We start from the raw sequence: 12,871 nt of genomic DNA on the forward strand, positions 1-12,871 counted from the left end.
GACTTTCAAGTCAAGCTTTCAAGGTCGAGCAGGACACCGTACGCACAGGCACCCCGTCGAGGGGCTGGCCGTGCCTCACTGTGGCAGGAGGGACGGGGCGCTTGCGCCCCGTATGGATGGACGTGAAGCGCTACTTCCGTGGGCCGGTCATGTGGATCGTGCTGGCCGTCCTCGCCGTGGTCGTGTTGATGCAGGTCGTCGGCTCCGGCGGCGGCTACAAGTCGGTGGACACCAGCCAGGTCGTTAACGCGATCAACAAGGACCTGGTGAAATCGGCCGAGCTGACGACCGGTGACGAGAACAAGATCAAGGTTGAGCTCAAGGACGGCCAGAAGGTCAAGGGCTCCAGCAAGATCCAGGCGAACTACATCGGCGAGCAGGGCGTTGACATCGCCAAGTCCCTGCAGGCCAACGCCGAAAAGAACATGATCCCCGAGGGATACAACGTCTCGACGTCCAAGCAGAACCCGTTCATCGGCGTCCTGCTGTCGTTGCTGCCGTTCGTCCTCATCGTCGTGGTCTTCCTGTTCCTGATGAACCAGATGCAGGGCGGCGGCTCCCGGGTCATGAACTTCGGGAAGTCCAAGGCCAAGCTGATCACCAAGGACACCCCCAAGACGACCTTCTCCGACGTCGCAGGCGCCGACGAGGCCGTCGAGGAGCTCCACGAGATCAAGGAGTTCCTGCAGGAGCCGGCGAAGTTCCAGGCCGTCGGCGCCAAGATTCCCAAGGGTGTGCTGCTCTACGGCCCGCCCGGTACGGGCAAGACCCTGCTCGCGCGCGCCGTCGCCGGCGAGGCGGGCGTGCCCTTCTACTCGATCTCCGGCTCCGACTTCGTCGAGATGTTCGTGGGTGTCGGCGCCTCGCGCGTCCGTGACCTCTTCGAGCAGGCCAAGGCCAACGCCCCGGCCATCGTCTTCGTCGACGAGATCGACGCGGTCGGCCGCCACCGCGGCGCCGGCCTCGGCGGCGGTCACGACGAGCGCGAGCAGACCCTGAACCAGCTCCTTGTCGAGATGGACGGCTTCGACGTGAAGGGCGGCGTCATCCTGATCGCCGCCACGAACCGGCCCGACATCCTCGACCCGGCGCTGCTGCGGCCCGGCCGTTTCGACCGGCAGATCGCCGTCGACCGCCCGGACATGCAGGGCCGCCTGGAGATCCTCAAGGTCCACCAGAAGGGCAAGCCGGTCGCCCCGGACGTCGACCTGTCGGCCGTCGCCCGCCGCACCCCCGGCTTCACCGGTGCCGATCTCTCCAACGTGCTGAACGAGGCCGCCCTGCTGACGGCCCGCAGCGACCGGAAGCTGATCGACAACCACATGCTGGACGAGGCGATCGACCGCGTCGTGGCCGGCCCGCAGAAGCGGACCCGGATCATGAGCGACAAGGAGAAGAAGATCACCGCGTACCACGAGGGCGGTCACGCCCTGGTCGCGGCGGCCTCTCCGAACTCCGACCCGGTGCACAAGATCACGATCCTGTCCCGCGGCCGCGCCCTCGGCTACACCATGGTCCTCCCCGACGAGGACAAGTACTCCACCACGCGCAACGAAATGCTCGACCAGCTGGCGTACATGCTGGGCGGCCGCGCCGCGGAGGAGCTCGTCTTCCACGACCCGACCACCGGTGCCGCCAACGACATCGAGAAGGCCACGGCCACGGCCCGCTCGATGGTCACGCAGTACGGCATGACCGAGCGCCTCGGCGCGATCAAGTTCGGCTCCGACAATTCCGAGCCGTTCCTGGGCCGCGAGATGTCGCACCAGCGCGACTACTCCGAAGAGGTCGCCGCGCTGGTCGACGAAGAGGTCAAGAAGCTCATCGAGACCGCGCACAACGAGGCGTGGGAGATCCTCGTCGAGAACCGCGACATCCTCGACAACCTGGTTCTGGCCCTCCTGGAGAAGGAGACGCTGAACAAGGAGGAGATCGCCGAGATCTTCAAGCACGTGGTCCGGCGCCCCGCCCGCCCGGCGTGGACCGGCTCCTCGCGCCGCACCCCGTCCACCCGCCCGCCGGTGCTCTCCCCCAAGGAGCTCGCCCCGAGCAACGGCGGCCAGGCGATCGAGCAGTCCGCCCTCCCGGACGACACCCGGCCGGAGAGCTGATCACAGCCGCTCCGTAAGGCTCACGGGCCCTGCACCACAGGGCCCGGAATGGATGCCGCGTCACCCAGGTTTTAGCCTGGTGGACGCGGCATCCCGTTTATCCGGGCGGTGCCGGTTGGTACATACGTACGAGAGAACGAGGCACTCCATGACCGACCCGGTGACCCTGGACGCCGTGCGGAGCGTCGGCGCATTCGACGAGAAGCGCGCCGAGAACGCGGTGCGGGAGCTGTTGCTCGCCGTGGGCGAGGACCCGGACCGGGAGGGCCTGCGGGAGACGCCGGCGCGGGTGGCGCGCGCGTACAAGGAGATATTCGCGGGCCTCTGGCAGGAGCCGGAGGACGTGCTGACCACGACGTTCGACCTCGGTCACGACGAGATGGTGCTCGTCCGCGACATCGAGGTCTACAGCACGTGCGAGCACCACCTGGTGCCGTTCCACGGCGTGGCGCACGTCGGCTACATCCCGTCGACCAGCGGGAAGATCACCGGCCTGTCGAAGCTCGCCCGCCTCGTGGACGTCTTCGCCCGCCGGCCCCAGGTCCAGGAGCGGCTCACCACGCAGATCGCGGACTCCCTGATGGAGATCCTGGAGCCGCGGGGCGTGGTCGTCGTCATCGAGTGCGAGCACATGTGCATGTCCATGCGGGGCATCCGCAAGCCGGGCGCGAAGACGCTGACCTCCGCGGTGCGGGGTCAGCTGCGTGACCCGGCCACGCGGGCCGAGGCGATGAGCCTGATCATGGCTCGATAGCCGGATCAATCGCTGGGTCCGGCACCGCCGGGATGCGCCCTCGTGGCTGGTCGCCGTTGCGGCGGAAGGTTTTCGCAGCGGCGGCAGACAGTGGGTGATGCGGCAGCAAAATCGCTTGCTGCCGCAAAAAAATGCCCGCCGCAGCGGCGACGAGCCACGACGGCGGGGGTCCGGCGGAATGCCCACAGGCGTCACCGGAACGTATCGGCGAACCGCTACGCGGAGAGGCGGCTGCCCATCCACTTCAGCGTCGGGTTGAGCTCACGACGCCACGTGTTGAAGTTGTGACCGCCCGTGTCGAGGACGATCGACGAGACGCGGGCCGGAGCCTTGATCGCGTTGATGAACTTCATGGTGTCCTTGTAGTTGTGCTCGCCCTGCTTGCTGGTGGTCACCAGCAGCGAGACGGGCGGCATCTCCTTGTTCTTCAGCCGCCACAGCAGGTCGTTCTCGTTCTCCAGCTGCTTGCTGCCGCCGAAGAGGGAGCCGGTCGTCGGGTCCTGCGGAGCCTTGTAGTAGCCGGAGAGCGCGGCCGCGGCGCTGTACGCGTCCGGGTGGCGCATGGCGATCTTCAGCGCGCAGTAGCCGCCGGTGGAGTCGCCGATCATGCCCCAGTTCGCGGCCTTGTCGCCGACGCGGTAGTGCTGGGCGACGGCCTTGCGCAGGTCCTTGGTGAAGAAGGTCTCGGCCTGCGGGCCGTTCGGTATGTCCATGCACTCGGTGTCGCGCTGGCCGACGATGGACGGACGCATCATCACCAGGACGGTGGGCTGCATCTTCTTGTCCTTGCTCAGCTTGTGCGCGCGGACGGGGTAGTCGAGCCCTTTGATGAGCGCCTCGGCGGTGCCCGGGTAGCCGGTCAGGACGACGGAGGCGGGAAACTTGCGGTTCGCGTACTCCGGCTGGAAGTACTCCGGCGGCAGGTAGACGTACGCCGGGCCGTTGATCTTGGACTCGACGCCGGCGACCTGGATCTTCTCGATCTTTCCGCCGACGCGCGGGACGTTGCCGCGGGGCACCTTGACGGCCTGGGTGTTCACGACCTGCACCCGCTTGCCGCTGGCGCTGTGGTCGACGACCACGCCCTCCTCCTTGACCTGACCGAAGAGGTCGGCCCAGGAGCCGTAGAAGCCGAAGGACTGGTTGGCCCAGAGACCGATCGCTGCGAACAGGGTGAGCTGCGTGGCCAGCATCATGCCCACCCTGCCGAGTATGGAGCCCACGCTCCGTTTGCCCAGGCGAGGCCAGAGCCAGATGGTCAACGCGAAGAGCACTATCGCAGCCGCGATGGCAAGCAGCAGTACTGCCATGCTGGTGAGACCCATGAGGTGCTTTCTGCCGAGGCGACCCGGCGCCGAGTCGCGGAATGGTTACGTCTTTCCGGGCTCGGCCCCCCGCGGAACCTCAACCCCGAAACCGTCGTCCTACAGGGCGCACATTGTCCGGGCGCTGCCGCCGCATGGCGCACGTCCACTCGACAGGACGACGGGAAGAGATGTCTGTCAGGGTAGATGGCAAAAAGTCCGATGGGGTTCCCGAGGGAACCAAGCGACTGTCGAGGCTTGCGCGTATCGTCAGAGGGCCCAAGCCCGAGAACGTGCCTGCCGTCGTGGGAACGGTCGCCGCCCTCATCGGCCTGGTCGACGTCCTTGCCGGTGTGGTTCCGCGGTTCCGCTGGAGCAAGGTCCACAGCCTCGCCGAGGTGCTGCCCGGCTCGGTGACCCAGCTCGCCGCGGCCGGTTCGATCATCGTCGGCGTCCTGCTGCTGATGCTGGCCCACGGCCTCAAGCGGGCCAAGCAGCGCGCCTGGCTCGCCGCCGTGGTGCTGCTGCCCATCGGTGCGGCCGCGCAGCTCGTCTACCGCCACTCCTACATCGGCGCCATCCTGTCGCTGCTGCTCTTCATCTACCTCGTGTGGCACAAGAGCTCCTTCTACGCGCTCCCGGACCCGCGCAGCCGCTGGAAGGTCGCGGCCAACTTCGTGCTGATGGGCGCGCTCAGCTTCGGCCTCGGCTGGGTGATCGTCGGCTCGCACCCGGACCAGATGATCGGCGACCCGCCGGTGATCGAGCAGATCGAGCACGTGATCTGGGGCCTCTTCGGCTTCGAGGGCTCGATCCGCTACACCGAGCACGTCGACTACACCGTCGGCTACTCCCTGGGCGCCCTCGGTCTGCTGACCGTCGCCACCACCGCCTACCTGGCCTTCATGCCCGCGTACCCGGCCGCCGTCCTCACCGAGGAGGACGAGGACAAGCTGCGCGAGCTGCTCGCCAAGCACGGTGCCCGCGACTCGCTCGGCCACTTCGCGCTGCGCCGCGACAAGAGCGCGGTCTTCTCGCCCTCCGGCAAGGCGGCCGTCTCCTACCGCGTCGTCTCCGGCGTGATGCTCGCGAGCGGTGACCCGATCGGTGACGTCGAGGCCTGGCCCGGCGCGATCGAGAAGTTCATGGAGCTGGCCAAGCGCCACTCCTGGACGCCCGCCGTCGCCGGCTGCAGCGAGACCGGCGGCGAGGTGTGGACCCGCGAGACCGGGCTCGACGCCCTGGAGATGGGCGACGAGGCCATCGTGGAGGTGTCCGACTTCTCCCTCACCGGCCGGTCCATGCGCAACGTCCGCCAGATGGTCAAGCGCATCGAGCGCAACGGCTACAGCACCAAGGTGCGCCGCGTCGGCGACCTCTCCCCGGAGGAGCTGGAGGCCGTCCAGAAGGCCGCCAACGCCTGGCGCGACACCGAGGACGAGCGCGGCTTCTCCATGGCCCTGGGCCGCATCGGCGACCCGAAGGACCTGGACGCCATCATCGCCACCGCCCACAAGGACCCGGAGGAGGGCGAGGACTGCCCGTTCGGCGACCTCCGCGCCATGCAGCACTACGTGCCGTGGGGCCCGGACGGCAGCTCGCTGGAGCTCATGCGCCGCGACCGCAGCGCGGACCCGGGCATGAACGAGCTCCTGATCGTCGCCTTCCTGCAGGCCGCGCCCGAGCTCAAGGTCAAGCGCCTGTCGCTGAACTTCGCGTTCTTCCGCTCCGCCCTGGAGCGCGGCGGCAAGCTGGGCGCCGGCCCGGTCGTGCGCATCCAGCGCTCGGTGCTGGTCTTCCTCTCGCGCTGGTTCCAGATCGAGTCGCTGTACAAGTTCAACGAGAAGTTCCGGCCGCGCTGGGAGCCCCGCTTCATCGTCTTCCCGAACAGCCGCGACCTGCCCCGCATCGGCTTCGCGATGATGCAGGCGGAGGGCTTCCTGGAGCTGCCGCGCCTGCTGCGCCGCCGCCCCGCCCCGCCGAAGGACGTCCTGGACGACGCGGACGAGCAGGTCTCGGCCGCGGAGGTCACCCGCGCGGCGTGAGCGCGCCTTGCGAGCGCGCCGTGGTGATCCCGCTGAACACGCGTGCGGCAGTGCCCCCGACCGGCTTCCGGTCGGGGGCACTCCTCTTTGCGGCACGCCCTAGGCTGGACCCATGAGTACCTTGCGCGGTCGTCCCGGGCCCGTCGGTCTGCCGGAGTGGAATCGCTGTGCGGTGATGGGCGTCGTCAACGTCACGCCGGACTCGTTCTCCGACGGCGGGCGCTGGTTCGACTCCGAACTCGCGGTCAAGCGCGGGCTGGACCTGATCGCGGGCGGTGCCGACCTGGTCGACGTGGGCGGCGAGTCCACCCGCCCCGGCGCCTCGCGGGTCGACGAGGGCGAGGAGCTGCGCCGGGTCGTGCCCGTGGTCCGCGAGCTGGTGGCCGAGGGGGCCGTGGTGTCGGTGGACACCATGCGCGCCTCGGTCGCGGAGGCGGCCGTGGAGGCCGGGGCGACGCTGGTCAACGATGTGAGCGGCGGCCTCGCGGACCCGGCGATGGTGCCCGTCGTGGCCACGGCCCGGGTGCCCTTCGTGGTGATGCACTGGCGCGGCTTCAGCGCCGACATGAACAGCCGGGCCGTCTACGGGGACGTGGTCGGCGAGGTCCTCGCCGAGCTCCGGGAGCGGCTGGACGCCGTGGTCGAGGGCGGCGTCGACCCGGACCGGCTCGTCGTCGATCCCGGTCTGGGGTTCGCCAAGAAGGCCGAGCACGACCTGGCCCTGGTCGCGGGCCTGGCGCGGCTGCGCAGGGAGCTGGAGCTGCCGATGCTGGTGGCCGCCTCCCGCAAGCGCTTCCTCGGCCGGGTGCTGGCCGGCCCCGGGGGCGAGCCGCCGCCGGCCCGGGAGCGGGACGCCGCGACGGCCGCGGTCTCGGCGCTCGCGGCGCGCGAGGGAGCGTGGGCGGTCCGGGTGCATGAGGTGCGGGCCAGCGCGGACGCGGTGCGCGTGGTGCGGGCGGTGCAGGAGGCCGCCGAGTCCGGGGAGATCGCCGAGGCCGCGGAGGCACCGCGGCCGGCGGGTGCGGCAGGCGCGTCGGGCGCCGAGGGGGGCATGTGAGCACTGCCCGTACGGACAGCGAGCAGGTAGAGCTGGCGAACACCGCGCTGTACGAGGCGGTGGAGCGCGGCGACACGGCCGCGATGGGCCGGCTGTGGCTCGACGATCCCGACGCCGAGGTGTCGTGCGTCCACCCGGGGTGGCCGGTGCTGCGCGGGCGGAGCGAGGTGCTCCGTTCATATGCGCTGATCATGGCGAGCACGGACTACATCCAGTTCTTCCTGACCGACGTCGAGGTGGCGGTCGCCGGCGACACGGCCCTCGTGACCTGCACGGAGAACATCCTCAGCGGCGGCCCGGCCGAGGAGGAGGGCGAGCTGGGGCCCCTCGTCGGCCAGCTGGTCGTGGCGACGAACGCCTTCCGGCGCGTCGGCGAGGAGTGGAAGGTGTGGTCGCACCACGGCTCGCCGGTGCTCGCCGGGCGCGACGAGGAAGAGGACGAAGACGGCACGAACGGTGCGAACGGCGGGGCGGACGGTATTCCGGGGGCGTGACGTATCTCGCGTTGCGCCGTGTTCCCCGAGGGACCGCGAGACGTCAGCGCAGTGGGTCCTCGTCACTCGTTCGGGCTGCTCGGCGGCCGGGTAGGGGTGGGGGACGGGGTCTGCGGGTAAGCGCGGCGGGAGTCGTGGCCGGCCCGGCACGGAGGGCGTCCGAAAGAGCCCGGAACGTGCGGAAGTATCTGTGAATATGTGGAGAAATCCCTAGCCTCCATGTGCGAGCGCTGTCGGTGCCCGCAGGTAGATTCGACGTGGGTACCAGGCATGGGAGGTGCCCCCGTCCGACGACCAGCAGGAGTGATTCGTGTGGATCGTGTCGCGCTGCGCGGCCTGAAGGCCCGTGGGCACCACGGCGTGTTCCCCCGGGAGCGCGAGGAGGGCCAGACCTTCATCGTGGACCTCGTCCTGAGCCTGGACACCCGGCCCGCCGCCGCCTCCGACGACCTCACGAAGACCGTGCACTACGGCGTCGTCGCGGAGGAAGTGGTCGATATCGTCCAGGGAGAGCCCGTCGACCTCATCGAGACCCTGGCCGAGCGAATCGCCCGCAACTGCCTCAAGCACGATGCGGTGCGCGAGGTGGAGGTGACCGTCCACAAGCCGGACGCCCCCATCACCGTGCCCTTTGACGATGTGACGATCACTATTACGCGGAGCCGAGTATGAGCAGCAGCGACCCGACCGTGCAGCCGGTGCCCGCCTCCGTGGTGGAGCAGGTGGACGCGGCGGACGTGACCCTGAGCAATCCCAAACGAGCCGTGATCTCTCTGGGCAGCAACCTCGGCAACCGCCTGGAGACCCTGCAGGGCGCGATCGACGCCCTGGAGGACACGCCCGGCCTCCGGGTCAAGGCCGTCTCCCCGGTCTACGAGACGGAGCCGTGGGGCGTCGAGCCCGGCACCCAGCCCTCCTACTTCAACGCCGTCGTCCTCGTGAAGACCACCCTCCCGCCGGACTCCCTGCTGGAGCGCGGCCACGCCATCGAGGAGGCCTTCGAGCGGGTGCGGGACGAGCGCTGGGGCCCGCGCACCCTTGATGTCGACATCGTCGCCTACCAGGACATCGTCTCCGCCGACCCCGTCCTGACCCTGCCGCACCCGCGCGCCCACGAGCGCGCCTTCGTCCTCGCCCCCTGGCACGACGTCGACCCCGAGGCCGTCGTCCCGGGCCGGGGCGCGGTCGTCGAGCTGCTCGCGGCCGTCGGCACGGAGGGCGTACAGCCCCGTGTCGACCTGGAACTCCGGCTGCCCGAGTAGGCGTTGGACTGCGTGAGAACGCGATCGGGATGACGACATGAGGAGCGACGGCTCGGTGAGGCAACTGCGGATCGGGGTGCTGGCGGGGCTGTTCGCCGTGGCCGGCGTCCTCTCCTGGGCGGGCGCCCGGCTGTGGGACTCGGTCGGCACGCTGCCGCGGGTGCCGGTGGCCGCGCCCATCGTGCTGGCGGTCATCGCCGTCGTCCTCGGGGCCACGGCGCTCTCGCTGCGCGCCCGGCTGCGGGCGCAGCGCGAGCGGCGGCCCGGAGCGAAGGGCGTCGATCCGCTGGTGGCCGCCCGCGCGGTCGTCTTCGGCCAGGCCAGTGCGCTGGTCGCCGCGCTCGTCGCCGGCATGTACGGCGGCGTCGGCGTCTTCCTCGGCCTCGACGGCCTGGACGTCGAGCCCCGCCGCGAGCAGGTGATCTACGCGGGCGCGTCCGTAGTAACGGGCATCGCCGTGATCGCCGCGGCGTTCTTCCTGGAACGCGTCTGCAAACTCCCGGAAGACGACGACGAGAACGGCGACCCGGCCCGGGCACTCTGACCCACCGGACGGCCTCCGGCCGGGGTTGGTAGGTCATGGGTGCCCGCACCCTTGATTCCGCCGCGGTGGCGCGTAACCACGACGGTGGCGCCCGGCGGTGCCGTGCGGCCTCCGGCCGGGGGCCGATGGGCTTTTGGGTGCCCACACCCTTGATTCCGCCGCGATGGCGCGCAACTACGACGGTGACACCCGGCGGTGTCGTGCCTCCGGCCGGGGGCCGATGGGCTTTTGGGTGCCCACACCCTTGATTCCGCCGCGATGGCGCGTAACCACGACGGTGGCGCCCGGCGGTGCCGTGCGGCCTCTGGCCGGGGGTCGTGGGTTTATGGGTGCCCGCGCCCTTGATTCCGCCACGGCGGTGCGTAACCACGACGGTGTAGTCCGGCGGTGCCGTGCGGCCTCCGGCCGGGGGCCGATGGGTCGTGGGCGCCCGCACTCATCAAGCCGCCGCGGCGGCGCTCAGCCCCCATGGACCCGACCGGCGGTGCCGTACGGCCCGCAGGCGGGCTCGGCACCGCCGAAATGCCGCCGCTGTGGCCGGCCGCCGCCGCGGCGGAAGAGAGCGCGCGCCCGCCCCGCAGGGGCTAGGACCCCGGGATGCTCTCCAGATCCACATCGCCGCGCGCAGCGCCCCTCGCATCGGCGTCGATCGAGCGTCGCAGCGCCTCGTGCAGCCTGGCCGGGGTCAGGACGCCGACGAACCGGTCCGTCGCGTCGCCGTCGAGGACGGCGATCCAGCCCGCGTCGTGCTGCAGCATCGTGCTGAAGGCCTGCTTGAGGGAGGCGCCGACGGGGAGCCACGCGTCCATGCGGCGGGCCCGGTCCCGTACGGTGCCGCCGCCCGCGAGGGCCTCCGCCGAGACCCAGCCGTGCAGCCGCCCGGCGTCGCCGAGGACCACGGCCCACCGGGCGCCGTCCGCGGCGAGGGCGGCGGCGGCCGTGGCGGCCGTGTCGTCCAGCCGCACGACCGGCGGCTGTTCGAGGTCGCCTTCCTCGATGGGGGTGACGGAGAGCCGCTTGAGCCCCCGGTCGGCCCCGACGAAGTCGGCGACGTACGGCGTGGCGGGCGCGCCCAGCACCGTGGCGGGCGCGTCGAACTGCTCGATGCGGCCGTGCCCGTAGACGGCGATGCGGTCGCCGAGCCGCACCGCTTCCTCTATGTCGTGCGTGACGAACAGCACGGTCTTGCGCACCTGCGACTGCAGCCGCAGAAACTCGTTCTGGAGCCGCTCCCGCACCACGGGGTCGACCGCCCCGAACGGCTCGTCCATGAGCAGGACGGGCGGGTCGGCGGCGAGGGCCCGGGCGACCCCGACCCGCTGCCGCTGCCCGCCGGAGAGCTGGTGCGGGTAGCGGGAGCCGTGGACCGCGGGGTCGAGCCCGACGAGGTCGAGGAGCTCGGCGGCCCGGTCCCGGGCCTTCTTGCGCTGCCAACCCAGCAGGTGGGGGACGGTCGCCGTGTTCTCCAGCACGGTCTTGTGCGGGAAGAGCCCGACCTGCTGGATGACGTAGCCGATGCGGCGCCGCAGTTCGACGGGGTCGACGCCGGCGATGTCCTCGCCGTCGAGGAGGATCCGGCCCGACGTGGGCTCGATGAGCCGGTTGACCATCTTCATCGTGGTGGTTTTGCCGCACCCCGAGGGCCCCACGAGCGTGATGAGCTCGCCCTCCGCCACTTCGAAGGACAGGTCGTCCACGGCGGTCGTGCCGTCGGCGTAGCGCTTGGTGACGTGCTCGAAGCGGATCATGGTTCCCCATTCTGGCCGTACTCGCTGGGGACATTGTTGCCTTTGTGTGGCGGCCGGCTCGAATGTCAGTGCCCCGGGTTAGGGTCGTTGGCGACCGGTAATCCGTGGGTCGTACGGCCAGGGGGAGGTGGGAGCGCATGGCGGGGCAGTCCTGCCTGATCAGCAATGACTGGATCTGCGGAGAGTATCTGCGGACCCGGGGCCAGGAGTTGACGGACGCCACGCTCCAGCACGTCGGCATCACGCTCGCGTCGGTGGCCATAGGGCTGCTCGTGGCCTTTCCGCTCGCGCTGCTGGCCCGCAGGTGGCGCGCCGCGGCGGGCCCGGTCCTCGGCCTGACCACCGTGCTCTACACGGTGCCGTCGCTGGCGATGTTCTCGCTGCTGGTGCCGTTCTTCGGGCTGTCGGTGTCGGTGGTGGTCACGGGCCTCGTGCTGTATTCGCTGACGATCCTCGTGCGGAACATCCTGGCGGGGCTCGCGGCGGTGCCGGAGGAGGCGCGGGAGGCGGCGCGCGGCATGGGCTACGGCCCGGTGCGCCTGCTCTTCGGGGTGGAACTGCCGCTGGCGCTGCCCGCCCTGATGGCGGGTCTGCGGATCACCACGGTGTCCACGATCTCGCTCACCACGGTCGGCGCGATCCTGCACTACGGCGGCCTGGGCAATCTCGTCTACGACGGCATGCACAGCTATTTCAAGGCGCAGGTGCTCACCGCGTCGGTGCTGTGCGTCGCGCTGGCCGTCGCCGCGGATCTGCTCCTGCTGCTCGTCCAGCGGCTGCTGACGCCGTGGACGCGGGCGGGGAGGACGGCAGGCCGCAAGGCCGGGAAGACGGCGGTCCGGCCGGCGGCCGAGGGGGCACTCTGATGGGCGTCGTGGAGCGCACGTGGACCTGGCTGATCACGGGCGCGCACTGGTCGGGCACGGACGGCGTGTGGCACCGGCTCGGCGAGCACCTCTTCCTGACGGTGGTGTGCCTGGCGATCTCCTGCGCGATTGCGCTGCCGGTGGCCGTGCTGCTGGGCCATCTGGGCAAGGGCGGCGCCCTCGCGGTCAACATCTCCAACGCGGGCCGTGCCGTGCCCACTTTCGCGGTGCTGGTGCTGTTGCTGCTCAGCCCGCTGGGCACGCACGGCTCCTGGCCGACGGTCATCGCGCTGGTGCTGTTCGCGATACCCCCGCTGCTGACCAACGCCTACGTGGGCATGCGCGAGGTGGACCGCGATGTGATCGAGGCGGCCCGCGGCATGGGAATGACGGGCCGCCAGCTCATAGCGCGCGTGGAGCTCCCGCTGGCGTTCCCGCTGATCGTGACGGGCGTGCGGACCGCCGCCGTGCAGGTCGTCGCCACGACCACGCTCGCGGCCCTGCCCGGTGGCGGCGGCCTGGGCCGCATCATCACGGCGGGCTTCCGGCTCACCGACACCGCCCAGGTGGTGGCCGGCGCCGTGCTGGTGGCGGCGCTCGCGCTGCTCGTCGAGGGCGTGCTGATGCTGGCGGAGCGGCTGTTTGACCCGGCGCGGCGGCGTACGGTGCCGGTGCCGGGGTAGGCG

General features: G+C 70.6%; 12 protein-coding genes. 10 read left to right on the plus strand and 2 right to left on the minus strand.

All coding sequences use genetic code 11. The features are described 5' to 3' along the window. Positions 1-116: 116 nt before the first annotated feature. Entirely contained in the window at positions 117-2,111 is a 1,995-nt protein-coding gene (gene ftsH / locus IF61_RS0117640; protein WP_030367371.1) for an ATP-dependent zinc metalloprotease FtsH, read from the plus strand. A 148-nt stretch (positions 2,112-2,259) separates the two neighbouring features. Further along, on the plus strand, positions 2,260-2,865 hold the full coding sequence (gene folE, locus IF61_RS0117645; protein ID WP_030367372.1) for a GTP cyclohydrolase I FolE: 606 nt from the start codon (positions 2,260-2,262) through the stop codon (positions 2,863-2,865). Between the two features lie 215 nt (positions 2,866-3,080). On the opposite strand, the gene IF61_RS0117655 is transcribed toward folE, so the two are convergent. Further along, the gene (locus IF61_RS0117655; RefSeq protein WP_030367373.1) at positions 3,081-4,190 is read right to left on the minus strand and encodes an alpha/beta hydrolase; all 1,110 of its coding nucleotides are present in this window, start codon (positions 4,188-4,190) and stop codon (positions 3,081-3,083) included. Positions 4,191-4,360: 170 nt separating this feature from the next. Here IF61_RS0117655 and IF61_RS0117660 point away from each other — a divergent pair, with 170 nt between their 5' ends. From IF61_RS0117660 to IF61_RS0117685, 6 genes are all read left to right on the plus strand, one after another. Then, positions 4,361-6,214, plus strand: coding sequence for a phosphatidylglycerol lysyltransferase domain-containing protein (locus IF61_RS0117660; protein ID WP_078660293.1), 1,854 nt, complete (start codon positions 4,361-4,363; stop codon positions 6,212-6,214). A gap of 112 nt (positions 6,215-6,326) precedes the next feature. Next, the gene (gene folP, locus IF61_RS0117665; protein WP_078660294.1) at positions 6,327-7,271 is read left to right on the plus strand and encodes a dihydropteroate synthase; all 945 of its coding nucleotides are present in this window, start codon (positions 6,327-6,329) and stop codon (positions 7,269-7,271) included. Further along, positions 7,268-7,765, plus strand: coding sequence for a nuclear transport factor 2 family protein (locus IF61_RS0117670; RefSeq protein WP_043189567.1), 498 nt, complete (start codon positions 7,268-7,270; stop codon positions 7,763-7,765). Before folP ends, IF61_RS0117670 begins: the two co-directional genes overlap by 4 nt. A 312-nt stretch (positions 7,766-8,077) precedes the next feature. After that, on the plus strand, positions 8,078-8,437 hold the full coding sequence (gene folB / locus IF61_RS0117675; protein ID WP_030367377.1) for a dihydroneopterin aldolase: 360 nt from the start codon (positions 8,078-8,080) through the stop codon (positions 8,435-8,437). Further along, on the plus strand, positions 8,434-9,027 hold the full coding sequence (gene folK / locus IF61_RS0117680) for a 2-amino-4-hydroxy-6-hydroxymethyldihydropteridine diphosphokinase (RefSeq protein WP_030367378.1): 594 nt from the start codon (positions 8,434-8,436) through the stop codon (positions 9,025-9,027). Before folB ends, folK begins: the two co-directional genes overlap by 4 nt. A 55-nt stretch (positions 9,028-9,082) precedes the next feature. After that, entirely contained in the window at positions 9,083-9,571 is a 489-nt protein-coding gene (locus tag IF61_RS0117685) for a DUF3180 domain-containing protein (protein ID WP_030367379.1), read from the plus strand. Between the two features lie 584 nt (positions 9,572-10,155). Here the strand turns inward: IF61_RS0117685 and IF61_RS0117690 are convergent. Next, positions 10,156-11,319 (minus strand): ABC transporter ATP-binding protein, encoded by a 1,164-nt coding sequence (locus IF61_RS0117690; RefSeq protein ID WP_030367380.1) that lies wholly within the window; start codon positions 11,317-11,319, stop codon positions 10,156-10,158. A gap of 137 nt (positions 11,320-11,456) precedes the next feature. Here IF61_RS0117690 and IF61_RS0117695 point away from each other — a divergent pair, with 137 nt between their 5' ends. Next, positions 11,457-12,185 carry an ABC transporter permease gene (locus IF61_RS0117695; protein ID WP_030367381.1) on the plus strand — a complete coding sequence of 243 codons (729 nt, stop codon included), beginning with the start codon at positions 11,457-11,459 and terminating at the stop codon, positions 12,183-12,185. Next, a complete protein-coding gene (locus tag IF61_RS0117700; protein WP_030367382.1) occupies positions 12,185-12,868 on the plus strand; it encodes an ABC transporter permease in 684 nt (227 codons plus the stop codon). The genes IF61_RS0117695 and IF61_RS0117700 overlap by 1 nt, the downstream gene beginning before the upstream one ends. The last annotated feature ends 3 nt before the right edge of the window (positions 12,869-12,871 follow it).

This window comes from Streptomyces roseoverticillatus, assembly GCF_000719265.1.
Lineage (GTDB): Bacteria > Actinomycetota > Actinomycetes > Streptomycetales > Streptomycetaceae > Streptomyces > Streptomyces roseoverticillatus.

Bases quoted from the DNA above. Each gene is read 5' to 3' on its own strand.
- ftsH (WP_030367371.1), top strand. From the start codon at position 117: ATGGACGTGAAGCGCTACTTCCGTGGGCCGGTCATGTGGATCGTGCTG.
- folE (WP_030367372.1), top strand. From the start codon at position 2,260: ATGACCGACCCGGTGACCCTGGACGCCGTGCGGAGCGTCGGCGCATTC.
- IF61_RS0117655 (WP_030367373.1), bottom strand. From the start codon at position 4,190: ATGGGTCTCACCAGCATGGCAGTACTGCTGCTTGCCATCGCGGCTGCG.
- IF61_RS0117660 (WP_078660293.1), top strand. From the start codon at position 4,361: ATGTCTGTCAGGGTAGATGGCAAAAAGTCCGATGGGGTTCCCGAGGGA.
- folP (WP_078660294.1), top strand. From the start codon at position 6,327: ATGAGTACCTTGCGCGGTCGTCCCGGGCCCGTCGGTCTGCCGGAGTGG.
- folK (WP_030367378.1), top strand. From the start codon at position 8,434: ATGAGCAGCAGCGACCCGACCGTGCAGCCGGTGCCCGCCTCCGTGGTG.
- IF61_RS0117690 (WP_030367380.1), bottom strand. From the start codon at position 11,319: ATGATCCGCTTCGAGCACGTCACCAAGCGCTACGCCGACGGCACGACC.
- IF61_RS0117695 (WP_030367381.1), top strand. From the start codon at position 11,457: ATGGCGGGGCAGTCCTGCCTGATCAGCAATGACTGGATCTGCGGAGAG.
- IF61_RS0117700 (WP_030367382.1), top strand. From the start codon at position 12,185: ATGGGCGTCGTGGAGCGCACGTGGACCTGGCTGATCACGGGCGCGCAC.